Annotated in this window: 21 protein-coding genes; 12 read left to right on the top strand and 9 right to left on the bottom strand. The window is 71.9% G+C overall.

Annotated elements, in window-relative coordinates; all coding sequences use genetic code 11:
• From ACZ41I_RS39300 to hmgA, 3 genes are read right to left on the bottom strand one after another with little or no spacing between them, the layout of a single operon-like run.
• Complete coding sequence (locus ACZ41I_RS39300; RefSeq protein ID WP_468516391.1) at nucleotides 1-1,155, bottom strand: type ISP restriction/modification enzyme; 1,155 nt, start codon at nucleotides 1,153-1,155, stop codon at nucleotides 1-3.
• Nucleotides 1,156-1,180: 25 nt separating this feature from the next.
• Nucleotides 1,181-1,930: a GntR family transcriptional regulator gene (locus tag ACZ41I_RS39295; protein WP_468516390.1), complete on the bottom strand. Its 750-nt coding sequence runs from the start codon at nucleotides 1,928-1,930 to the stop codon at nucleotides 1,181-1,183.
• Between the two features lie 48 nt (nucleotides 1,931-1,978).
• A complete protein-coding gene (gene hmgA, locus ACZ41I_RS39290; protein WP_468516389.1) occupies nucleotides 1,979-3,313 on the bottom strand; it encodes a homogentisate 1,2-dioxygenase in 1,335 nt (444 codons plus the stop codon).
• Nucleotides 3,314-3,475: 162 nt separating this feature from the next.
• Between hmgA and ACZ41I_RS39285 the strand changes: the two genes are divergently transcribed.
• The 8 genes from ACZ41I_RS39285 (at nucleotide 3,476) to ACZ41I_RS39250 (ending at nucleotide 11,376) form a co-directional block, all read left to right on the top strand.
• Nucleotides 3,476-4,021, top strand: a complete 546-nt coding sequence (locus tag ACZ41I_RS39285) for a hypothetical protein (protein WP_363214992.1) — start codon at nucleotides 3,476-3,478, stop codon at nucleotides 4,019-4,021.
• Nucleotides 4,022-4,085: 64 nt separating this feature from the next.
• On the top strand, nucleotides 4,086-4,703 hold the full coding sequence (locus ACZ41I_RS39280) for a TetR/AcrR family transcriptional regulator (protein WP_363214991.1): 618 nt from the start codon (nucleotides 4,086-4,088) through the stop codon (nucleotides 4,701-4,703).
• A gap of 114 nt (nucleotides 4,704-4,817) precedes the next feature.
• On the top strand, nucleotides 4,818-7,049 hold the full coding sequence (locus ACZ41I_RS39275; RefSeq protein WP_468516388.1) for a molybdopterin oxidoreductase family protein: 2,232 nt from the start codon (nucleotides 4,818-4,820) through the stop codon (nucleotides 7,047-7,049).
• Nucleotides 7,050-7,056: 7 nt separating this feature from the next.
• Nucleotides 7,057-7,344, top strand: a complete 288-nt coding sequence (locus ACZ41I_RS39270) for a hypothetical protein (RefSeq protein WP_468516387.1) — start codon at nucleotides 7,057-7,059, stop codon at nucleotides 7,342-7,344.
• 18 nt (nucleotides 7,345-7,362) lie between these two features.
• Nucleotides 7,363-8,061: a hypothetical protein gene (locus tag ACZ41I_RS39265; RefSeq protein ID WP_468325721.1), complete on the top strand. Its 699-nt coding sequence runs from the start codon at nucleotides 7,363-7,365 to the stop codon at nucleotides 8,059-8,061.
• Nucleotides 8,048-8,734, top strand: coding sequence for a class F sortase (locus ACZ41I_RS39260; protein WP_399775715.1), 687 nt, complete (start codon nucleotides 8,048-8,050; stop codon nucleotides 8,732-8,734). Before ACZ41I_RS39265 ends, ACZ41I_RS39260 begins: the two co-directional genes overlap by 14 nt.
• 155 nt (nucleotides 8,735-8,889) lie before the next feature.
• Nucleotides 8,890-10,278 carry an aldehyde dehydrogenase family protein gene (locus ACZ41I_RS39255; RefSeq protein WP_468516386.1) on the top strand — a complete coding sequence of 463 codons (1,389 nt, stop codon included), beginning with the start codon at nucleotides 8,890-8,892 and terminating at the stop codon, nucleotides 10,276-10,278.
• A gap of 15 nt (nucleotides 10,279-10,293) precedes the next feature.
• Nucleotides 10,294-11,376, top strand: a complete 1,083-nt coding sequence (locus tag ACZ41I_RS39250) for a Zn-dependent alcohol dehydrogenase (RefSeq protein ID WP_363214985.1) — start codon at nucleotides 10,294-10,296, stop codon at nucleotides 11,374-11,376.
• Between the two features lie 57 nt (nucleotides 11,377-11,433).
• On the opposite strand, the gene ACZ41I_RS39245 is transcribed toward ACZ41I_RS39250, so the two are convergent.
• Nucleotides 11,434-12,141, bottom strand: a complete 708-nt coding sequence (locus tag ACZ41I_RS39245) for an ArsR/SmtB family transcription factor (RefSeq protein WP_363214984.1) — start codon at nucleotides 12,139-12,141, stop codon at nucleotides 11,434-11,436.
• Between the two features lie 46 nt (nucleotides 12,142-12,187).
• Nucleotides 12,188-12,829, bottom strand: coding sequence for a TetR/AcrR family transcriptional regulator (locus ACZ41I_RS39240; protein WP_363214983.1), 642 nt, complete (start codon nucleotides 12,827-12,829; stop codon nucleotides 12,188-12,190).
• Nucleotides 12,830-12,931: 102 nt separating this feature from the next.
• Between ACZ41I_RS39240 and ACZ41I_RS39235 the strand changes: the two genes are divergently transcribed.
• Together ACZ41I_RS39235 and ACZ41I_RS39230 are read left to right on the top strand one after the other, a co-directional pair.
• Nucleotides 12,932-14,083: an acyl-CoA dehydrogenase family protein gene (locus ACZ41I_RS39235; protein ID WP_468516430.1), complete on the top strand. Its 1,152-nt coding sequence runs from the start codon at nucleotides 12,932-12,934 to the stop codon at nucleotides 14,081-14,083.
• Between the two features lie 85 nt (nucleotides 14,084-14,168).
• Nucleotides 14,169-14,792, top strand: a complete 624-nt coding sequence (locus ACZ41I_RS39230; RefSeq protein WP_363214982.1) for a TetR/AcrR family transcriptional regulator — start codon at nucleotides 14,169-14,171, stop codon at nucleotides 14,790-14,792.
• A 12-nt stretch (nucleotides 14,793-14,804) separates the two neighbouring features.
• Here the strand turns inward: ACZ41I_RS39230 and ACZ41I_RS39225 are convergent, their stop codons facing one another.
• Entirely contained in the window at nucleotides 14,805-15,266 is a 462-nt protein-coding gene (locus ACZ41I_RS39225; protein ID WP_468516385.1) for a MaoC family dehydratase, read from the bottom strand.
• Nucleotides 15,267-15,404: 138 nt separating this feature from the next.
• Here ACZ41I_RS39225 and soxR point away from each other — a divergent pair, with 138 nt between their 5' ends.
• Nucleotides 15,405-15,863, top strand: coding sequence for a redox-sensitive transcriptional activator SoxR (soxR, locus tag ACZ41I_RS39220; RefSeq protein ID WP_363214980.1), 459 nt, complete (start codon nucleotides 15,405-15,407; stop codon nucleotides 15,861-15,863).
• A 38-nt stretch (nucleotides 15,864-15,901) separates the two neighbouring features.
• Here the strand turns inward: soxR and ACZ41I_RS39215 are convergent, their stop codons facing one another.
• The 3 genes from ACZ41I_RS39215 to ACZ41I_RS39205 form a co-directional block, all read right to left on the bottom strand.
• Nucleotides 15,902-16,969, bottom strand: a complete 1,068-nt coding sequence (locus ACZ41I_RS39215) for an RNA ligase (ATP) (RefSeq protein WP_399775800.1) — start codon at nucleotides 16,967-16,969, stop codon at nucleotides 15,902-15,904.
• A gap of 100 nt (nucleotides 16,970-17,069) precedes the next feature.
• Nucleotides 17,070-17,798, bottom strand: a complete 729-nt coding sequence (locus ACZ41I_RS39210; protein ID WP_399775725.1) for a 3-keto-5-aminohexanoate cleavage protein — start codon at nucleotides 17,796-17,798, stop codon at nucleotides 17,070-17,072.
• A 105-nt stretch (nucleotides 17,799-17,903) separates the two neighbouring features.
• Nucleotides 17,904-18,506 carry a hypothetical protein gene (locus tag ACZ41I_RS39205; protein WP_363214978.1) on the bottom strand — a complete coding sequence of 201 codons (603 nt, stop codon included), beginning with the start codon at nucleotides 18,504-18,506 and terminating at the stop codon, nucleotides 17,904-17,906.
• Nucleotides 18,507-18,714: 208 nt separating this feature from the next.
• Between ACZ41I_RS39205 and ACZ41I_RS39200 the strand changes: the two genes are divergently transcribed.
• A complete protein-coding gene (locus ACZ41I_RS39200; RefSeq protein ID WP_468516384.1) occupies nucleotides 18,715-21,492 on the top strand; it encodes a penicillin acylase family protein in 2,778 nt (925 codons plus the stop codon).
• Nucleotides 21,493-21,509: the final 17 nt, after the last annotated feature.

Below are 21,509 nucleotides of genomic sequence, written 5' to 3'. Positions count from 1 at the left end.
TCAGATCAGGGCGAACTGGCCCTCCGGGCCCTCCTCGTGGTGGCCCAGGACCGAGGCGGGGCGGCGGGCGGAGGCCGGTACCGGCAGGACGCCCGCCTCGCGCAGCTCGCTCCCGGTGACCGCTGACGTCACCTTCAAGCCGGCCCGCTGCGGGCGGACTTCCGCCAGCAGGGCAAGGACCGTGATCAGTTCGAGGAGTTCCGACGTCCAGGGCTGCGGCCAGGTCGCCGGACGGATCGCGGTGAGGGTGCCGGGATCGGCCGGGGCGGTGCGGGCCGTGAACCAGGACTCCAGGACCCGGACTCCGGCCACCTCGTAGGCCCAGGCCTGCGGCGGGACGGGGGAGATGCGGCCCTCGTCCAGGTGGAGGGTTTCTTCCTCCTCGTCGTAGTGCAGGGTGAGCGGCCGGGCCGGCAGCGGTGCGCGGACGTAGGGGCGGCGGCCCCCCGGCAGCTTGGGACGTTCGCCGTCGCGGCGCATCAGCCACAGCATGCGGTGCCCCAGCTCGACGCCGGCCCGCCACAGACCGGTGTCATGGGTGAGCGGCACGGTGAGGTCCGGACGGATCGTCGCCAGGATCCACGCCAGCACGTCCGGCGCCGTGGGACGGTCGGACAGACGGGAGGAGAGGTGGTCCAGCAGGCCCGGGGCGAGGTTCGGTTCGGCGGCGCCGGGGCGGCGCCAGAGGGGGCGGACGCGGCCGGGGCGGAGAGCGGGCAGCAGCGAGGTGGCCAGCAGCGGTGTGTCCGCGTCGCCCGTCTCCACCGTGAAGACCTGGTGTCCGTCCGCCACCCGCCACAGTTCCGGGCGGGCCGTGTCGATCAGCCGGTGGTCCGGGATCAGCCACTGCTCGTCGAAGGCCGCCGCCAGGACGCGGACCGGCTCAGCGCAGGGACCCTCGGCGCGGGCCAGCCGCTCGGTGCCGGTGGACTGGCCGGGCAGTTGACCCACCGCCGAGTCGAGGGTCCGGGAGCGGGTCGGCCCGAACAGGGTCCGCCGGTGCGGGCCCTCGGCCTTCAGCAGGGCGTCCCAGCGGGCCTTCAGCGAGCCGGCATCCGGTGCCGTCGGCCAGGCGCGGCCCGGCCGCAGCGGTGCGACGGACCACGGCATGAGGTCCGCCAGCAGCGGAGCGTCGTCGTGCGTCACGCAGGGCATCGTACGACCTGACGCAGAAGAGGTGTCAGGTCGCGTCCAGGGTGACGGTGAACGCGAACCGGTCCCCCCGGTAGTGGATGACCGCCACGTCCAGCACCCTGCCCTCGGCGTCGTACGTCACGCCGGTGTAGTGCAGGATCGGGCTGAGCAGCGGGACCTGGAGCAGCCGTGCCGTCTCCGGATCCGCGAGCCGTGCCTCCACCGTGTCAGTGATGCGGCTGATGTCGGCCCCGACCACATCCCGCAGCACCTTGGTCATCGGCCAGCGGATCAGATCGTCCAGGTCGATGGCCGTGGCGAGTTCGGGGCGGATGTGGTTGACGGCGTGGTTGGTCGGCTCGCCCGTCTTCTCGTCGCAGCGCAGGCGGTGGTACGCCGCCACCTCCGCGAGGTCGGGGAAGTACTCGGCGAGACCGGGCGGCACGGGCACCGGGCCGTGGTCCAGCAGCTCCGTCGTCATGCCGGACTGCTGGGCCACGATCGCGTCCACCGAGCCGAGCAGGCGGACCGGTGCGCCCCGCCGGGCGTCCGGCTCGATGAACGTGCCGCGCCGCCGGTGCCGGCTGATCAGCCCCTCGTCCTCCAGCTCCTTCAGCGCCTGCCGCATGGTCAGCACGCTCACGCCGTAGTGCTCCGCCAGCTGCTCCTCCGTGGGCAGCCGCAGCGGGTCCTCGGGGGAGCGGCCGAGTATCGAGGCGCGCAGCGACTGCGAGACCTGGTACCACAGCGGCAGCTTGCGGTTCAGGACGATCGAATCCGGGGCGAAGGAGGTCACGCGGCTATCCGTACCTGTCGATGAGCGTGCGACGCAACACAGGTGGCGTCACGCGCGGAAATGGCGCTCCAGCCCCTGCCACACGTCGTCGTAGCGCTGCTGGAGGTGGTCGGCGTCGGCCGCGTGCGGGGTGAGGGTCACCGGCCAGCGGGTCTCGAACATGAACGCCAGCCCGTCGTCGACCTTCTGCGGCTTCAGCTCGGCCGCGCTCGCCCGGTCGAACGTCTCCCGGTCCGGTCCGTGCGCCGACATCATGTTGTGCAGTGAGCCACCGCCGGGCACGAACCCTTCCGCCTTCGCGTCGTAGGCGCCCTCGATCAGGCCCATGTACTCGCTCATCACGTTCCGGTGGAAGTACGGCGGCCGGAAGGTGTCCTCGCCCACCAGCCAGCGCGGCGCGAACACGACGAAGTCGACGCCCGCCAGGCCGGGGGTGTCCGACGGAGAGGTCAGGACCGTGAAGATGGACGGGTCGGGATGGTCGTAGGAGATGGTGCCGATCACATTGAAACGGCGAAGGTCATAGACGTACGGCACATGGTTGCCGTGCCAGGCGACCACGTCGAGCGGGGAGTGGTCGTAGGTGGCCGTCCAGAGGTTGCCGCAGTACTTGTTCACGACCTCCACCGGGCCGGTCATGTCCTCGTACGCGGCCACCGGCGCCCGGAAGTCCCGGGCGTTGGCGAGGCCGTTGGCACCGATCGGGCCGAGGTCGGGGAGCTGGAACGGCGCTCCGTAGTTCTCGCACACATAGCCGCGCGCCGTCGGGCTCTGCCCGCCGTCCGATGCAGTGTCCAGCAGCTCCACACGGAAGCGCACCCCACGCGGGATCAGCGCCACATGTGCGGGCTCCACATGGAGCCGGCCGAACTCGGTGTGCAGCAGCAGCCCGCCGCGCTCCGGCACGATCAGCAGCTCGCCGTCGGCGTCGGAGAAGACCCGCTCCATCGACGCGTTGGCGTGGTACAGGTGCACGGCCATCCCGGTGCGCTGGGTCGCGTCGCCGTTGCCGCCGAGCGTCCACAGGCCGGCCAGGAAGTCGGTGCCCGCGGGCGGCTCGGGCAGCGGGTTCCAGCGCAGCCGGTTGGGGTCGGGCACGGTCTCGGTGAAGGGGGCCGTGCGGATCGCGCCGTTGTCGGTGCGGGTGAACGCCGGGTGCGCGGCCGAGGGGCGGATGCGGTACAGCCAGGAGCGGCGGTTGTGCGCCCGCGGCTCGGTGAACGCCGTACCGCTCAGCTGCTCCGCGTACAGCCCGAGCGGTGCCCGCTGAGGCGAATTGCGGCCCTCGGGCAGGGCGCCCGGCACCGCCTCCGAGGCGTGTTCATTGCCGAACCCGGTCAGATACGACAGCCCCTCGGCGGTCTTCCGTGCGTCCCCGCTCATGATCGCTCCCTTGCGCTCCCTGATTCCTATGCAACACCGTAGGAATGAGCGCAGGCGGGCGCAAGGGGGCAGGGGTACTACGTCCGAGGGACTCCACGGAGTGGCCGGAACCCGACTTGAGGCGGATTCGGGGCACCGGGGCGTTGTTCTACCCTCCTGGGCATGCTCATGACGTCATGGATCCGCAGAACGCTCGCCGTGCTCGCGGCGTGCGTCCTGCTGCCGCTCGGCGCGGCGGGCTGCACGAGCGGTCACTCCCGGGCCGGCACCATCTCGCCCTCGCCCGTCGGCAAGGTCCTGGACGCCACCGACGGCACCGGCCGGCACCTGCGCGAGGTCGACCCGAAGAACGCGCCCCAGGTCGGTGTCGAAGTGACCCCGCACACGGGCGGCGGCTGGGACGTCCGGCTGACCTTCCACCGGTTCCGCTGCTCCGCGCCCGGTACCCGGCCGGCGGCGGTCACCGGACGCGGGCTCGCCCACCTTTTCGTCGACGGCCGCCGGGTCACCCGGCTGCGCTTCCCCCGGTTCCGTCTCCCCGACCGCCTCGTCCCGCACGGCACCCACCACGTCACCGCGCGCCTGTACGCCGACGACGGCACCGTGTGGGCCGTACACGGCGAACCGGTGCAGAGCACCGCCGACATAACGGTCTCGCAGGCGGCGCCGGTGTCGTCCGGTACGACGACCCCGGCCACCGGGAAATGAGTGCACCGGCCAACCGTGTCCGTACGGGAGGGTGAGGTTCACCCGACCGCGGCGGAGAGGCATCATGAAGTCCGTGCCCCATGCGACATCGCTCCGCCGCGCGCCGGTCCAGCGGCGCAGTGCCGAACGGCTGACCAGGATCCTCGACGCCTGCGCCGAACTCCTCGACGAGGTCGGCTACGACGCCCTGAGCACCCGCGCGGTCGCCCTGCGCGCCGGTGTGCCCATCGGCTCCGTCTACCGGTTCTTCGGCAACAAGCGGCAGATGGCCGACGCCCTCGCCCAGCGCAACCTGGAGTGGTACACCGAGCGCGTCACCGAGCGGCTGAAGAAGGCGCACAAGGGCGACTGGCGGGCCGCGATGGACGCGGTCCTCGACGAGTACCTGGCCATGAAGCGCACCGCGCCCGGCTTCTCCCTGGTCGACTTCGGCAACCAGATACCGGTCGGCGTCCGCCAGGCCGAGCCCAACACCCGCGTCGCCGACCGGCTCACCAAGCTGCTCTCCGGCCATCTGGACCGCACCCCCGACGCCGAGCTGCGCCGGGTCTTCCTGGTCGCCGTGGAGAGCGCGGACACCCTCGTCCAGCTGGCCTTCCGGACCGACCCGGACGGGGACGAGGCGATCATCACGGAGACACGGGAGCTGCTGCGGGCGTACCTGGCGCGCGTGCTCGACTGACCTCCGCCCGAAATCCCCGGACGGGAAGACCTCCCCTCCATGCATACCGGTCGGTATGCTCACCCCGAGCCGTCCGCGCCCACCGGCACCGCCGCCGACCCCCCGGGAGGACCCGTGTCCCGCACCGCCCTGCGCATATGCCCCCTGTGCGAGGCCACCTGCGGCCTGACCCTCAGCATCGAAGGCACCCGCGTCACCGGCGCCCGGGGCGACCGCGAGGACGTCTTCAGCAAGGGGTTCATCTGCCCCAAGGGCGCCTCCTTCGCGGCCGTCGACTCCGACCCCGACCGGTTGCGCACGCCGCTCGTCCGCCGGGACGGCGAACTGCGCGAGGCCACCTGGCAGGAGGCCTTCGACGCGGTCGCCGCCGGTCTGCGCCCGGTCGTGGAGGCGTGCGGCCCGGACTCCGTCGGCGTGGTCCTCGGCAACCCCAACGTGCACACCATGGCCGGTGCCCTCTACCCACCGGTCCTCCTCGCCGGTCTGCGCACCCGCAGCCTGTTCACCGCCTCCACGGTCGACCAGATGCCCAAACACGTCTCCAGCGGGCTCCTCTTCGGCGACGCCAACGCCATCCCCGTACCCGACCTGGACCACACCGACCACCTGCTCCTCATCGGCGCCAACCCCCTGGAGTCCAACGGCAGCCTGTGCACCGCCCCGGACTTCCCCGGCAAGCTGAAGGCGCTCAAGGCCCGCGGCGGTCACCTGACCGTGGTGGACCCGCGCCGCACCCGTACCGCGAAGCTCGCCGACCGGCACCTGGCGATCCGCCCCGGCACCGATGCCCTGCTGCTCGCGGCGATGGCGACCGTGCTGTTCGAGGAGGGGCTGGCCGACCTGGAAGACCTGGGCGCGCATGTCGTCGGCGTCGAGGAACTGCGCGCCGCCCTGCGGGACTTCACCCCCGAAGCCGTCGCCGGGGCCTGTGACCTGGACGCGGACGTCATCCGCACCCTCGCCCGCGAACTGGCCGCCGCCCCCACCGCCGCCGTCTACGCCCGCATCGGCAGCTGCACCGTCCCGCACGGCACCCTGGCCAGCTGGCTGGTGGACGTCCTCAACATCCTCACCGGCAATCTGGACCGCCCCGGCGGCGCCCTCTTCCCGCAGGCCGCCACCGACAGGACGCCCCGGCCGGCGGGTCCGGGCCGCGGCTTCACGCTCGGCCGCTGGCGCTCCCGGGTGCGTCAACTGCCCGAGGTCAAGGGGGAGTTGCCGCTCTCCGCGCTCGCCGAGGAGATCGACACCGCCACCGACGAGGGCGAGCGGGTCCGCGCGCTGATCGTGGTGGCCGCCAACCCGGTGCTGTCCGCACCCGACGGCGACCGCCTCGACAAGGCGCTTCAGTCCCTGGACTTCATGGTCAGCGTCGACCCCTACCTGAACGAGACCTCGCGCCACGCCCACGTCGTACTGCCCCCGCCCCCGCCCTCCCAGAGCCCGCACCACGACTTCGCCTTCAACACCCTCGCCGTACGCAACCAGGTCCGCTACACACGCCCCGCCGTCCCGCTGGAGCCCGGCCGCATGGCCGAGTCCGAGATCCTCGCCCGGCTGATCCTGGCCGCCACCGGCATGCACGGTGCCGACCCGTCCGTCGTCGACGCCATGGTCATCGACCAGACCCTCGGCAAGGCCGTGTCGGAGCAGCACTCACCGGTCCACGGCCGCGACCCGAAGGAACTCGCCGGTCAGCTCACCGGGGAGACCGGCCCCGAGCGGCGGCTCGACCTGATGCTCCGCCTCGGCCCGTACGGCGACGGCTTCGGCGCCCGGGCCGACGGGCTCACCCTGGCGAGGCTCCTCGCGCACCCGCACGGCATCGATCTCGGCCCGCTGCGCCCGCGCCTGCCCCAGCCGCTGAAGACCCGCAGCGGCAAGGTCGAGCTGCTGCCCGACCCGATCGCCGCCGACCTGCCCCGGCTGCGTGCGGCCCTGCGGGAGCGCCCCGAGGGGCTGGTCCTCGTCGGCCGCCGGCACCTCCGCTCCAACAACAGCTGGATGCACAACGTGCCCGCCCTCACCGGCGGCTCCAACCGCTGCACCCTGCACATCCACCCGCAGGACGCGGCCCGGCTCGGCGTCCGGGACGGGGCGGACGTCCGCGTCAAGGGCGCCGGAGGAGAGGTGCTGGCCCCGGCCGAGGTCACCGACGCCGTACGGCCCGGGGTGGTGAGCCTGCCGCACGGCTGGGGTCACGACCGCGCCGGAACCCGGCTGAGCCACGCCGTGAAGGCCCCTGGCGTCAACGTCAACCAGCTCCTCGACGGCAGCCTCCTCGACCCGCTCTCGGGCAACGCTGTCCTGAACGGCATCCCCGTCCATCTCACCGCAAGCCTGTGACCTGCATTTGATCGCGACCTTCCTGGTCCTGATCATGCTGAAGAAGATGTCGCCGATCGCGGCGCTCGTGCTCGTCCCCGCGTGGTCCTCCTCGGCATCGTCCGACGCGGCAGGCGATCGTGGCGCCCGCACGGAGGCCGAGCAGGGCGCCGACGACCGAGGGGGCGGTGCCCCGATGCCCGGTGTTGCGCCGCACGAGCGATATCTGACGGCGCGCCGGGCGTCGATGCCCGGGCGGGCGTCGCGTATGACGGAGAGTTCAGACGAAAGAGCGATTTGTATGAAAATCGTCTGAACTCGCGGAGGATTGCGCATGCCCAGCCTGACACTCCCACGTGCCGTCGGCTCCCGCGCGGGCGCCACAATCGTCCTCACCGCCCTCGCCGTGGCGGGCGCGTCATGGGTAACGGCGCCGAACGCGGTGGCCCAGGGGGCGAACGGCGACATCAGGGTGCACCGCGAGGGCGTGCCCTACGGTGTCTCGAAGGACGACCCGGTGGTCTGCAGGTTCTACCTCGACGCCGTCAACTTCGACATCCTGCCCAACATCGCCTACATCATCCAGGCCCAGCCCCCGCTGCCCTCGGCGTCCACCGTCACCGGCATCATCCAGCTAGCCGAGGGTGCCGGGCACACCGACCCGATCAGCCTGACCGACGGGCAGTACAGGCTCACCTGGGTCGCGGCGGGCGCCGTCAAGGAGAAGCTCTTCCGCGTCAACTGCCACGACGACCACAACGACCCGGCGCACGGTCCCAACGGGCAGATCGAGGACCACCAGGACCATCAGGACCACCAGGATCACCAGGACCACCAGCAGGACGGTCCCGGCTGGGGCCAGGGGGGCGACCACGACCCGCCGAAGGGCGGTGTGCACGCGGGCGGTGGCGGTCTCATCGACACGGCCGCGGGATACTCGCCGCTGGCCGCCGCGGCGGCCGTGGGCCTGGTCGCGGTCAGCGGTGTCGCGTATGTCCGGCTGATCCGCCGGCGGCCCCATGGTGCCGCGTAGGCGCAGACGCAGGCCCTGGTATCGGACCCGTGCCTACCGCCTCGCCAGGACGGCCCTGCTGGTGACCGTCCTCGTGGCGGCGGGGAACCGGTGGTGGGGCGGGCATCCCGGGGCCGGCCGGGCGGACGACCCGGACGCGGTGGCGGCCGCCGGCGCAGGGGGCGCGAGCGGGGAGGAATCCTGCAAGCCCCCCTCCGGGCCCCCGCCCCGACCACTGCCCCGGTCCCGGCCGACGTCCTTCCGCATCCCCTTCCTGGGCGTCGACGCCCCGATCACGGGCCTCGGGCTCGACAGCGAACGGCAGTTGGAGACTCCGCCGGTGGACAGGCCCAAGCTGGTCGGCTGGTACGAGGGCGGCCCCACGCCGGGTGAGTCCGGCACCGCCATCGCCGTCGGCCACCGGGACACCATGACCGGCCCGGCCGTCTTCGCCACGCTCGCCCAGGTCAAACCCTGCAAGCTCATCGAGGTCAAGCGCGCCGACGGCCGCACCGCCGTCTACACCGTGGACCGGATGAAGGTCTTCGACAAGGCGGGCTTCCCGGACAAGGAGGTCTACGGCCCGGTCGGGCGACCGGAGCTGCGCGTGCTGACCTGCGGCGGCCTCTACAGCCGGCGGACCGGCTACACCAGCAACGTGGTGGTCTTCGCCCACCTGAGCGCGACCAAGTGACGCGCCTGGCCGTGATCGGGTGACCCGGCAGGCCGCCGACCCGGTGCGTGAGCGCCGGCCGCCCCGGCGATGATGTCCTGGTACGTCTGGCGCCGAAAAACTAACGCCGCTAGTTTGTGTGCCGGACGACGCACACCCGCCGGGGAGGAAGCAGCATGAAGGCACACGACGGCCTGTACATCGACGGCGCCTGGCGCCCCGCCGAGAGCACCGATGTCATCGAGGTCGTGAACCCGGCCGACGAGCAGGTCGTCGCCCGGGTCCCGGCGGGCGGTGCGCTGGACGTGGACACGGCCGTCCGTGCGGCCCGCGCCGCCCTTCCCGCCTGGGCGGCCACGCCCCCGGCCGAGCGCGCCGCACGCCTGACCGCCCTCCGGGACGTCCTCGTGGCCCGCAAGGACGAGATCGCCGAGACCGTCACCGAAGAGCTGGGCTCCCCGCCGCAGTTCTCCCAGGCCGTGCACGCGGCCGTGCCGATCGCGGTGGCCGGCTCCTACGCCGAGCTGGCCGCCGCCCACTCCTTCGAGGAGAAGGTCGGCAACTCCACCGTCCTGCACGAGCCGATCGGCGTGGTCGGCGCGATCACCCCCTGGAACTATCCCCTCCACCAGATCGTCGCCAAGGTGGCCCCGGCGCTCGCCGCCGGCTGCACGGTCGTCCTCAAGCCCGCCGAGGACACCCCTCTCACCGCCCAGCTGTTCGCCGAGGCCGTCGATGAGGCGGGCGTGCCGGCCGGCGTGTTCAACCTGGTCACCGGCCTCGGCCCGGTCGCCGGCCAGGCCCTCGCCGAGCACCCGGGCGTGGACCTGGTGTCCTTCACCGGCTCCACGGCGGTCGGCAGACAGATCGGCGCGGTGGCGGGCGCGGCCGTCAAGAAGGTGGCCCTCGAACTCGGCGGCAAGTCCGCCAACGTCATCCTGCCGAGCGCCGACCTCGCCAAGGCGGTGAACGTCGGGGTCGCCAACGTGATGTCCAACTCGGGCCAGACGTGCAGCGCCTGGACCCGCATGCTGGTCCACCGCGACCAGTACGACGAGGCCGTCGAGCTGGCCGCGACGGCCGCCGCCAAGTACGCCGACCGGATCGGCCCCGTGGTCAGCGCCAGGCAGCGGGCGCGGGTGCGCGGCTACATCGACAAGGGCATCGCCGAGGGCGCCCGCCTGGTCGCAGGCGGCCCCGCATCCCCGCGCGAGACCGGCTACTTCATCGCTCCGACCGTCTTCGCGGACGTGACGCCCGAGATGACGATCGCCCAGGAGGAGATCTTCGGCCCGGTCCTGTCCGTCCTGCGCTACGAGGACGAGGAGGACGCCCTGCGCATCGCCAACGGCACGGTGTACGGCCTCGCGGGTGCCGTCTGGGCCGGTGACGAGGCCGAGGCGGTGGCCTTCGCCCGCCGTATGGACACCGGTCAGGTCGACATCAACGGCGGCCGGTTCAACCCCCTCGCCCCCTTCGGCGGCTACAAGCAGTCCGGGGTCGGCCGGGAACTCGGCGCGCACGGACTCGCCGAGTACCTGCAGACCAAGTCCCTCCAGTTCTAAGGAAGTACGCGAGTCATGGCCGTACGAGCCGCCGTCCTGCCCGCCGTCGGAGCCGCGCTGGAGATCACCGGCATCGACCTGCCCGACCCGGGCCCCGGACAGGTCCGGGTCCGCCTCGCCGCCGCCGGCGTCTGCCACTCCGACCTGTCCCTGTCCAACGGCACCATGCGGGTGCCGGTCCCGGCCGTCCTCGGCCATGAGGGCGCCGGCACGGTCGTGGCCGTCGGCGAGGGCGTCGCACACATCGCCGAAGGCGACCCTGTCGTCCTGAACTGGGCACCCTCCTGCGGGAGTTGCCACGCCTGTACGCTCGGCGAGGTCTGGCTGTGCGCGAAGGCCCTCAACGGCGCCGCCGAGGTCTACGCCCGTACCACCGACGGCACCGACCTGCACCCCGGCCTCAACGTGGCCGCGTTCGCCGAGGAGACGGTCGTCTCCGCGTCCTGCGTGCTGCCCCTGCCGGCGGGGGTGCCGCTGGTGGACGCCGCCCTCCTCGGCTGCGCCGTCCTCACCGGCTACGGCGCCGTCCACCACTCGGCGCAGGTCCGCCAGGGCGAGACGGTGGCCGTCTTCGGCGTGGGCGGAGTCGGCCTCGCCACCCTCCAGTCGGCCCGCATAGCGGGCGCCTCCCGGATCATCGCGGTCGACGTCTCCCCGGAGAAGGAGGGGCTGGCCCGGGCTGCGGGAGCGACGGACTACGTGCTCGCCACCGAGAACACCCCTCGGGAGATCCGCGCCCTCACCGGCAAGCAGGGCGTGGACGTCTCGGTGGAGTGCGTGGGCCGCGCGGTGTCGATCCGCGCGGCCTGGGACTCCACCCGCCGGGGCGGCCGTACGACGGTCGTGGGCATCGGCGGCAAGGACCAGGAGGTCACCTTCAACGCCCTGGAGATCTTCCACTGGGGCCGCACCCTGTCCGGCTGTGTCTACGGCAACACCGACCCCGCCCGCGACCTGCCCGTGCTCGCCGAGCACGTACGGGAGGGCCGCCTGGACCTCTCCGCGCTCGTCACCGAGCGGATCGCCCTGGAGGGCATCCCGGCCGCCTTCGAGAACATGCTCGCGGGCAAGGGCGGCCGGGCGCTGGTGGTGTTCTGACGCTCAGGTGACGGTGCCTCGGCCGAACCCGGGACCGGGGCACCGCCACGCCGGATCTCACCGCAACGAATCCGGCGAAATACCCAGCAGCAGCGCGAACTCCCGCTCCCCGGACGGAGTCACCTTCACCGCCCGCGCGGAGCCGACCCGCACACACCACCCCGCATCCAGCGCATGCCGGCACAGCGCGGCCCCCGCCGCCCCCGCGAGATGGGGCCGCCGCTCGGTCCAGTCCAGGCAGGCACGGGCCAGCGGGCGCCGGCTCGGAACCTCCAGGGGAATCCCCGCCGCCCGGAACCACTCCACCCCCGCGTCCGTGAGCGCGAACCCGGTGTCCTGCCGCAGCAGCCCCCGGTGGGTCAATGCATCCGTGACCGCGATCCCGAGCCGCCCCGCAAGATGGTCGTAACAGGTGCGTCCCCGCGCCATCGCAGCCCCGGCGCTCGACTCCCGCAGCGAACGCGGCCGTACGGCCGCCGGAGGCATGTGCGCGGCGAGATCCTCGACGAGCCCCGCCACACGCGCGTCGGCCAGCCGTACATACCGGTGCCGCCCCTGCCGCTCCTCCGCGAGCAGGCCGCCGGCCACCAGCTTGCCCAGATGCTCGCTGAGCGTCGACGCGGCGACCCCCGCATGCCGGGCCAGCTCACCGGCGGTCCACGCCCGCCCGTCGAGCAGCGCCAGCAGACACGCGGCCCGGGTCTCGTCGGCGACCAGCGCCGCCAGCGAGGCGAGCCCGGCCGCCCGGGGGTCCCTGGTGGTCATGCGGCCAGCATGCGGCACCGGCGCTTCGGTGCCCACCGAAGTGTTCTCACACGCTCTGCCGTACCTGCTCGTACTGCTGCGCCAGCCCGTCCAGCAGCGCCGTCAGTCCCGTCTCGAAGGCCCGCTCGTCGATCTTCTCCTGCTGCTCGGCGAGCAGATGGGCCTGGCCCAGGTGGGGATAGTCGGCGGGGTCGTACGCGCTCGCGTCGTCCACGAAGCCTCCGGCGAAGGAGCCGAGCGCGGAGCCCATGATGAAGTACCGCATCAGCGCGCCGATGGAGGTCGCCTGGGCCGGGGGCCAGCCCGCGCCGACCATCGCTCCGTACACGGCGTCGGCCAGGCGCAGTGCGGCCGGCCGCCGCCCGGGGCCCCTGGCCAGCACCGGGACGATGTTCGGGTGGTCGCGCAGGGCGGCGCGGTAGGAGACGGCCCAGTCGTGCAGCGCGGTCCGCCACTCGCGGCCGTCCTCGAACATCGACAGGTCCACCAGGCCGCTCACCGAGTCGGCGACCGCCTCCAGGATCTCGTCCTTGGTGCGGAAGTGGTTGTAGAGCGAGGGCCCGCTCACCCCGAGCTCGGCGGCGAGCCGACGGGTGGAGACGGCCGCCAGTCCCTCCCGGTCCACGAGTTCCCGGGCCGTCTCGACGATCCGGTCGGTGCTGAGGAGGGGCTTGCGCGGTCGGGCCATGGCGCACATAGTAGGGCGGGAACAGGAAACTAGCAGTGCTAATTTAAATGTACGGTTTTCAAGATCCTGGATGGATCCCGATCTGTGTGGGGTGATCGCGTGGTGAACCTGGAGCTGAGCGAGGAGCAGGCCGCCGTACGGCAGCTCGCCCGCGACTTCGTGGAGCGCGAGATCGCCCCCCACGTGATCGCCTGGGACCGCGCCGAGGAGGTCGACCGGGGCATCGTGAAGAAGCTCGGCGAGGTCGGTTTCCTCGGACTGACCATCGCCGAGGAGTACGGCGGCTCCGGCGGTGACCACCTCGCGTACTGCCTGGTGACGGAGGAGCTGGGCCGCGGGGACTCCTCCGTCCGCGGCATCGTCTCCGTCTCCCTCGGTCTCGTCGCCAAGACCATCGCCGCCTGGGGCGACGAGGAGCAGAAGCGGCGCTGGCTGCCGGGGCTGACCGCGGGGGAGTACGTCGGCTGCTTCGGCCTCACCGAACCCGGCACCGGCTCCGACGCGGGCAACCTCACCACCCGTGCCGTACGCGACGGGGACGACTACGTCATCAACGGCACCAAGATGTTCATCACCAACGGCACATGGGCGGACGTCGTCCTGCTCTTCGCGCGCTCCACCGACGCCCCCGGCCACAAGGGGGTGTCCGCCTTCCTCGTGCCCACCGACACCCCGGGCCTGACCCGCCGCCCCATCCACGGCAAGCTCGGCCTGCGCGGTCAGGCCACCGCTGAACTGGTCCTTCAGAACGTGCGCGTGCCCGCCTCCGCGATGCTCGGCGAGGCGGGCAAGGGCTTCTCGGTGGCCATGTCCGCGCTGGCCAAGGGGCGGATGTCGGTGGCCGCGGGCTGCGTCGGCATCGCCCGGGCCGCACTGGACGCGGCCGTGCGGTACGCCGGTGAGCGCGAGCAGTTCGGCAAGCCCATCGCCCGTCATCAGCTGGTGCAGGAGCTGATCAGTGACATCGCCGTCGACGTGGACGCCGCCCGGCTGCTCACCTGGCGGGTCGCCGACCTGATCGACCGCGGGCAGCCGTTCGCCGTCGAGTCCTCCAAGGCCAAGCTCTTCGCCTCCGAGGCCGCCGTCCGCGCCGCCAACAACGCCCTGCAGGTCTTCGGCGGCTACGGCTACATCGACGAGTACCCGGCCGGCAAACTCTTGCGCGACGCTCGCGTGATGACCCTCTACGAGGGCACCAGTCAGATCCAGAAGCTGCTGATCGGACGTTCCCTCACCGGCGTTTCGGCGTTCTGAGCACTCCTCCGGGCGGCTGCACTAAGCGCTCGCTCACTGTCGGCGGTATGGTGGTGCCCCTGTCATCGAGAGGGGCGAGCGAGCGATGAGTACGGCGGAGGAGACGACCGGCGGCGAAGTGGAGCCGTGGGAAGAGGTCACCCCAGATGCGGCCCGGCGGCTGCTCGTCGCCGCCGTGGAGGCCTTCGCCGAGCGCGGCTACCACGCGACGACGACCCGCGACATCGCGGGCCGCGCCGGCATGAGCCCGGCCGCGCTCTACATCCACTACAAGACCAAGGAAGAGCTGCTCCACCGGATCAGCCGGATCGGTCACGACAAGGCCCTCGACATCCTGCGCACGGCTTCGCAGCGGGAGGGCACCGCGGCCGAGCGGCTGGCCGACGCGGTCAGCTCCTTCGTCCGCTGGCACGCGGGCCGGCGCACCACCGCGCGGGTCGTGCAGTACGAACTCGACGCCCTCGGCCCCGAGGCGCGCGCCGAGATCGTCGCCCTGCGCCGCCAGGTCGACGCCCAGGTGCGCGGGATCATCGAGGACGGCGTGGCCTCGGGCGAGTTCGACGTGCCGGACGTGCACGGCACCACCCTCGCCGTGCTGTCGCTGTGCATCGACGTGGCCCGCTGGTTCACCGTGAACGGCCCCCGCACCCCGGAGGAGGTCGGCGCGCTCTACGCCGACCTCGTGCTCCGGATGGTCGGGGTGAAGTAGCGGTCCCCGGGCTCAGAGGTAGTACCGGGCCACCGACTCCGCGACGCACACCGGCTTGTCGCCGCCCTCGCGCTCCACGGTGAAGGCGACGGTCACCTGGACGCCGCCGGTGACGTCCTCGACGCCGCTGATCTTCGCGGTGGCGCGCAGCCGGGAGCCGACGGGCACGGGGGAGGGGAAGCGGACCTTGTTCGTGCCGTAGTTCACGCCCATCTTCACGCCCTCGACCCGGATCAGCTGCGGGCCGAAGAGCGGAAGCAGCGAGAGGGTCAGGTAACCGTGCGCGATGGTCGTCCTGAACGGCCCCGCGGCGGCCCTTTCCGGATCCACGTGGATCCACTGGTGGTCGCCGGTGGCCTCGGCGAACAGGTCGATGCGCTTCTGGTCGACCTCAAGCCAGTCGGTGTACCCCAGCTGCTCGCCGACGGCCGCCCGCAGCTCGTCGGGGGAGGTGAAAGTCCTCGGTTCTGCCATCTTCCCGGCCTCTCGCTCGCGTCTCGCTCGCGTCTCACTCGCGTCTCACTCGCGTGTCTAAGCGACTGCTTAGCATGGTCGGGCGAGAGGCGCCTGTCAACGGACCGCGACATGGACCGGGCCGCTAGGCTCTGAGGAGTGCCGCAGATTCCCGAGAATGTCCATGAACTGACCGTAGGCCAGTTGTCCGCGCGCAGCGGTGCCGCCGTCTCCGCGTTGCACTTCTACGAGTCCAAGGGCCTGATCAGCAGCCGCCGCACGTCCGGCAACCAGCGCCGCTACAGCCGGGACACCCTGCGCCGGGTCGCGTTCGTCCGTGCGGCCCAGCGGGTCGGCATCCCGCTGGCCACGATCCGGGACGCCCTGGCGGAGCTTCCCGAGGAACGGACGCCGACCCGGGAGGACTGGACGCGGTTGTCGGAGAAGTGGCGCTCGGAGCTCGACGAACGCATCAAGCAGCTGAACCGTCTGCGCGACCACCTGACCGACTGCATCGGCTGCGGGTGCCTGTCCCTGGAGAACTGCGTCCTGTCCAACCCGGACGACGTGTTCGGCGAACGCCTCACCGGGTCCCGGCTGCTGGCCGAGGGGCGCTGACCACGCGCCCCTCACGGGGCGCTCCCGCGGACGGCGCCTCACTCGAACTCGGTCCCGCCCTTCCGCGTCAGGTACGCAGGGCTCACCGCCTTGGCGATCGCCCGGCCCCCGGTGACCTCGCTGTAGCGCTCGACCGCGGGACGTATCACCACCCCCTCCCGCAGATGCAGCCCCCGCCCGGACACCGTCTCCCGGCCGCTCGCGAACTCCAGGACCCGGTCGATGTCGTACGGCCCCGTGTACAGCCGGGGCACCACCGGCAGCTCGCCCTCCAGCAACGCTGCCGCGTCCAGCCACCGCACGGCGCCGTCCAGCTCCGCCGAGACGTCGAACACCGCGTACCCCAGCGTGTCCCGCCGTCCGTCCGCGCCGTACGACAGGTCCTGCACCCCCGCGCCGTACACCTCGCCGAAGATCCCGACCCGTCGCGCGCCCAGCCGCTCGCACAGCCGCGCCGCGACCTCGGCGACGCCGTGCCCGCGCACCGCCCGCCAGTACAGGTTCCGCGGATCCTCCTTCAGGGCGAGGGACTTGGCGCCGAAGCCCTTGGAGGACACGTACACCCGTCCCTCGCCGGCGACATACGTCAGCAGGCACGCCGAACCGTGCAGTTTCTCCGTCAGGACGACCGGCTCGCCCGGCGTGAAGACGTCCGGGTAGCGCTGGACGTTCTCGATGTCGACCCAGGGCAGCAGGTCCGGTGCCGACTCCACCTCGCCGTTCATGGTCGGCGGGATCGGCGGCACCCACTTGGTGACACCCAGCCGCTCGGCGAAGTCCGTCCCCTCGGCCGCCGCCCGCGCCAGGTCGATGTCCGCCAGCGCCCTCGGCCGGCACACGATGCCCTGCGACAGCTCGCCGCGCAGCCGAACCGCCTTGACCCGGTTGGCCTCGCCGCCCGCCAGCCGCCCGGTCAGGCCCAGCTCCTCGATCAGCCCGGGCGGGAGCACGGACTGCTCGGGGATGTACACGGCGGCCTCACCGGTGCGGTACGCGCCCTTGGCGACGACGGCCCGGTACAGGCCCACCTGGGCCAGTTCGAGCGCATCGGCGTTCGGGTGCTCGTGGACGGTCAGCACTTCGGCGGTGACCCGCAGGGTGGACATGGGACTCCCCGTGTTCATCGGTTCGGTTTCCTCGCCTCCACTGTCCACACGGGAATCGGCTGGAGCGAGCGGATTCGGGGCTGGTAGCGTCGGCCCCTTCCTACGGCGAACGCTGGAACGACCCGTACTGGACCAGCCCCTGGGCGACCAGTTGGGCATTGGACGCCGCGCGCCCGCCGTCCGGCAGGAACAGGGTGTCCTCCAGCCCGATCCGGGTGGCGAGGCCCAGCCGTCCGGCCAGCCGCAGCACCGGCCAGGTGCCGCCCTCCTCGCCGTGCAGGAGCACCGGCCGGCCGTGGGCGGTGCCCAGCTCGGCCAGCAGGGCCCGCGCCGATGCCCCGGCGGTCGCCGGGTCCGGGTCGGTCACCTCGGCCAGTACCCGCAGCACGCGCGGCCCGAGCGGCGAGGCGGCGAACCTGGCCGCAGCGTCCGTGCCGGACCGGATGCCCGCCTCCACGCCCACGCCCAGCGCGAGCAGCTGCCCGGCGACCGCTTCGGCGCCCGGCTCATGCCAGTTGACCGAGGCGAAGTCGGGCAGCACGGACCAGCTGCGCACCCGGGCGAGCCGTGCCATCGGGTCGGGCTCGGCCCAGGCGCCGGTCGTCACCCCGACCGGCACCGACACCCGCGACCGGATCGCCGCCAGGGTGGGCGCGAGGACGCGCGGGGAGAGGCTGTCGTGCCCGCACGGTGTCTTCGGGTGGACATGGACGGAGGTGGCTCCGGCCGCCACGGCGCGAGCCGCGGACTCGGCCAGGTCCTGCGGTGACATCGGCACGCTCACACCGTCCGCCGCGGAACGGCTTCCGTTCAGACACACCTGCACCATGCCTCGATGGTGCCGGGCCACACGGACAACGGCCCCGCCGCCGCACAACAGGGGGCGCGGCATCCCCTACGCACCCCCCGGAACACCCCCCGTTGAGAACACCACTCAGGCCGACATCAGCAGCCGCTCCCGCCGTGCGAACTCCAGTGCCTGCGGGGTGAGCACCGGGCGCGGCACGAGGATGCCGCAGTCCGTGCAGACCGGGCCGGACGACGGCTCGTGGTCCAGGCCGTACCGCCAGACCAGGCGGTCACCGCCGCACACCGGGCAGCCCGTGCCCGGTTCCCGCTCCAGGGCGGCTATCAGCCTGCGCAGTACCTCCGCCAGCGGCTCGACGGGGTGGATCCGCGGGTCGTCGCACCAGGCGACCCCGAAGCCGCCCCAGGTCAGCCGGTGCCAGTCGTCCACGCTGCCCGGCCTGCGCAGCCCGTCGTGCTTCTCCTTCCTGCGCCGCTCGGTGAATTCCGTCTCGTAGGCGAGCCAGACGGACCGTGCCTCCTCCAGTTCCTCCAGTGCGGCCACGAGCCGCGCCGGGTCGGGGGAGCGGTCCTCGGGGCCGAAGCCCGCCCGGGAACACAGATGGTCCCAGGTCGCCCGATGCCCGTAAGGGGCGAACTTCTCAAGGCACTTGCGCAGCGAGTACCGCCGCAGTGCCAGATCGCAGTCCGGATCGCGTACCTGTCTCGCCAGACTCCGGAAACCGGCCATCGCCCTGCACCTCCGTCACACCTGCACCTGTACTTCGGTCACTTCGGCGTCGTCGCACGGACGTCGCCGAATAGACGTATCGACAGGCGATTCGGCTCCATCTCTTCTCGTGATCCTGCTTGTGCACTCCGGAAAGTGACGCATGTTCATCTTTAAAGCTGGGGATACCGGCGGTAACCTTCGGCCACCCCTGTCGCTAGGAGCTGCCATGCCACGGCGAACCCCACGTACCGCCCTCGTCAGACTGAGAACGTCCCGCCGCTTCACCGGGTTCCTGAAGTCCGCGTCGATATGCGTCCTCGTCGCGGGACTTCTCTCCCCCCTCACCCAGACGCCGGCCGCCGCCGCCTCGAACGACTACTGCGGCGGGCGGTGCTCGGACATCCTGCCGCCCGGTGAGAACGGCAACGCGACGCTCGCGCAGATCCTGCTCAACCAGGCCTTCGGCACCCAGCCCCCGCACGCCGAGGACCAACTCGGGCCGTACGCAAACCTCGCGACCGGCTACAAGGGCCTCACGGACGCCACGATCAACAACTTCTTCAACGACTCCTCCTTCGGCGTCCCGTCCGACCAGACCGCCTCCACCGAGAAGCCGGGCGGACGCAGCGATGTGACGATCGTCCGGGACAAGAAGACCGGTGTGCCGCACATCACCGGCACCACCCGGTACGGCACCGAGTACGGTGCGGGCTACGCGGCGGCCGAGGACCGGCTGTGGCTGATGGACGTCTTCCGGCACGTCGGCCGCGGCCGGCTGACCTCCTTCGCCGGCGGCGCGGCCGCCAACCAGGGCCTGGAGCAGGAGTTCTACCGCAACGCGCCCTACACCGAGACCGACCTGCAGGCGCAGATCGACACCGCCGTGGCCAGGAACGGCGCCCGCGGGCAGCAGGCCCTCGCCGACGTCAAGGCCTACCTCGACGGCATCAACGCCTACATCGACGCCTCCGACAGCGGACGTTACTTCCCCGGCGAGTACGACCTGACCGGCCACAAGGACCCGATCACCAACGCCGGCACCATCGAGCACTTCAAGGTCACCGACCTCGTGGCACTGGCCTCCGTGATCGGCTCGCTGTTCGGCTCCGGGGGAGGCGGCGAGGTCAACAACGCCCTCTCGCTGATCGCCGCCCAGTCCAAGTACGGCATCGAGGAGGGCACCAAGGTCTGGGAGTCCTTCCGCGAGCGCAACGACCCCGAGGCGGTCCTGACCGTCCACAACGGCGAGAGCTTCCCGTACGGCGGCAAGCCCGCCGACGCCAAGGGCGAGGCCCTGCCCGACCCCGGTTCGGTCACCCAGGAACCGCTGGTCCACGACCGCACGGGCAGCGCCGCCACCACGGCCGCCAGGAGCACCTCGGCCGGCGCCGCGAAGGCCGCGCTCAGCTCGGCCAAGCGGGGAATGTCCAACGCCCTCGTGGTCAGCGGCAAGTACACCGCGAGCGGCCACCCGGTCGCCGTCTTCGGACCGCAGACCGGCTACTTCGCCCCTCAGCTGCTCATGCTGCAGGAGATCCAGGGCCCGGGCATCAGCGCCCGCGGCGCCTCCTTCGCGGGCCTGAGCATGTACGTCGAGCTCGGCCGCGGCCAGGACTACTCCTGGAGTGCGACCACGTCCGGCCAGGACATCATCGACACCTACGCCGTCGAACTGTGCCAGGACGACCACCACTACCTGTACCACGGCACCTGTACGGCCATGGACCAGGTCGAGCAGAAGAACTCCTGGTCACCGACCACGGCCGACAGTACGCCGGCGGGGTCGTACACGATGCGGGTCTGGCGGACGAAGTACGGCCCCGTGGAGTACCGCGCGACCGTCGGCGGCAAGAAGGTCGCCTACACCTCGCTGCGCTCCTCCTACCTGCACGAGGCCGACTCGATCATCGGCTTCCAGATGCTGAACGACCCCGACTACGTCAAGGGCCCGAAGGACTTCCAGAGCGCGGCCCAGCACATCAACTACACCTTCAACTGGTTCTACGCCGACTCCCAGCACACCGCCTACTACAACAGCGGCGACAACCCCGTCCGGGCCGACGGAGCCGACGCCGACCTCCCGGTCTGGGCGCAGCCGGCGTACGAGTGGCGGAACTGGGACCCGGCCACCAACACGGCCGACTACACCCCGGCCTCGGCCCATCCCAACTCCGTCGACCAGGACTACTACGTCTCCTGGAACAACAAGCAGGCCAAGGACTACACGGCAGCGGGCTGGGCCGACGGCTCCGTGCACCGCGGCAACCTGCTCGACGACCGGGTGAAGAAGCTGGTCGCGGCCGGCGGGGTGACCCGCACCGAACTGGTGCAGGCCATGGCGGACGCGGCCGTCGCCGACCTGCGCGCCGAGGACGTGCTGCCCAAGCTGCTCAAGGTGATCAATTCGTCGCCGGTGACCGACCCCACGGCCGCCGACGCGGTGAGCAAGCTCCAGGCATGGGTGACCGCGGGCGCCAAGCGCACGGAGAGCTCCGCCGGTTCGAAGGCCTACGCCGACGCCGACGCGATCCGCATCCTGGACGCCTGGTGGCCGCTGCTGGTCAAGGCGGAGTTCGAACCGGGCCTCGGCAGCGACCTGTACACCGCCTTCACGGGCAACGCGCCCATCGACGAGACCCCTTCCGCAGGCCACGGCCCGACCGGCTCGCACGCCGGAAGCGCCTTCCAGTACGGCTGGTGGAGCTATGTCGACAAGGACATCCGGGCCGTGCTCGGTGAGAACGTGCGGGGCGGGCTCGCCGAGAAGTACTGCGGCGGCGGCAGCCTCGGCGCCTGCCGGGACATCCTGATCAGCACCCTCAAGCAGGCGGCCGGGACGACTGCCGCCCAGGTCTACCCGGGCGACGACCAGTGCTCGGCCGGCGACCAGTGGTGCGCCGACTCCATCGTCCAGCGCACCCTGGGCGGGATCAAGCACGGCAGGATCAGCTGGCAGAACCGGCCGACGTTCCAGCAGGTGGTGGAGTACACCTCGCACCGGTGAACCGATCGACGGGGCGG

Source organism: Streptomyces sp. NPDC030799, assembly GCF_055572255.1.
Note: the sequence above shows the minus strand (reverse complement) of the source record. Positions and strands in the feature narration are given on the sequence as shown.

Excerpts from the sequence above, each read along its gene's own strand:
- ACZ41I_RS39300 (WP_468516391.1), bottom strand. The coding sequence starts at position 1,155 with ATGCCCTGCGTGACGCACGACGACGCTCCGCTGCTGGCGGACCTCATG.
- hmgA (WP_468516389.1), bottom strand. The coding sequence starts at position 3,313 with ATGAGCGGGGACGCACGGAAGACCGCCGAGGGGCTGTCGTATCTGACC.
- ACZ41I_RS39285 (WP_363214992.1), top strand. The coding sequence starts at position 3,476 with ATGCTCATGACGTCATGGATCCGCAGAACGCTCGCCGTGCTCGCGGCG.
- ACZ41I_RS39280 (WP_363214991.1), top strand. The coding sequence starts at position 4,086 with ATGAAGTCCGTGCCCCATGCGACATCGCTCCGCCGCGCGCCGGTCCAG.
- ACZ41I_RS39265 (WP_468325721.1), top strand. The coding sequence starts at position 7,363 with ATGCCCAGCCTGACACTCCCACGTGCCGTCGGCTCCCGCGCGGGCGCC.
- ACZ41I_RS39260 (WP_399775715.1), top strand. The coding sequence starts at position 8,048 with ATGGTGCCGCGTAGGCGCAGACGCAGGCCCTGGTATCGGACCCGTGCC.
- ACZ41I_RS39255 (WP_468516386.1), top strand. The coding sequence starts at position 8,890 with ATGAAGGCACACGACGGCCTGTACATCGACGGCGCCTGGCGCCCCGCC.
- ACZ41I_RS39250 (WP_363214985.1), top strand. The coding sequence starts at position 10,294 with ATGGCCGTACGAGCCGCCGTCCTGCCCGCCGTCGGAGCCGCGCTGGAG.
- ACZ41I_RS39245 (WP_363214984.1), bottom strand. The coding sequence starts at position 12,141 with ATGACCACCAGGGACCCCCGGGCGGCCGGGCTCGCCTCGCTGGCGGCG.
- ACZ41I_RS39240 (WP_363214983.1), bottom strand. The coding sequence starts at position 12,829 with ATGGCCCGACCGCGCAAGCCCCTCCTCAGCACCGACCGGATCGTCGAG.
- ACZ41I_RS39230 (WP_363214982.1), top strand. The coding sequence starts at position 14,169 with ATGAGTACGGCGGAGGAGACGACCGGCGGCGAAGTGGAGCCGTGGGAA.
- ACZ41I_RS39225 (WP_468516385.1), bottom strand. The coding sequence starts at position 15,266 with ATGGCAGAACCGAGGACTTTCACCTCCCCCGACGAGCTGCGGGCGGCC.
- ACZ41I_RS39215 (WP_399775800.1), bottom strand. The coding sequence starts at position 16,969 with ATGTCCACCCTGCGGGTCACCGCCGAAGTGCTGACCGTCCACGAGCAC.
- ACZ41I_RS39210 (WP_399775725.1), bottom strand. The coding sequence starts at position 17,798 with ATGGTGCAGGTGTGTCTGAACGGAAGCCGTTCCGCGGCGGACGGTGTG.
- ACZ41I_RS39205 (WP_363214978.1), bottom strand. The coding sequence starts at position 18,506 with ATGGCCGGTTTCCGGAGTCTGGCGAGACAGGTACGCGATCCGGACTGC.
- ACZ41I_RS39200 (WP_468516384.1), top strand. The coding sequence starts at position 18,715 with ATGCCACGGCGAACCCCACGTACCGCCCTCGTCAGACTGAGAACGTCC.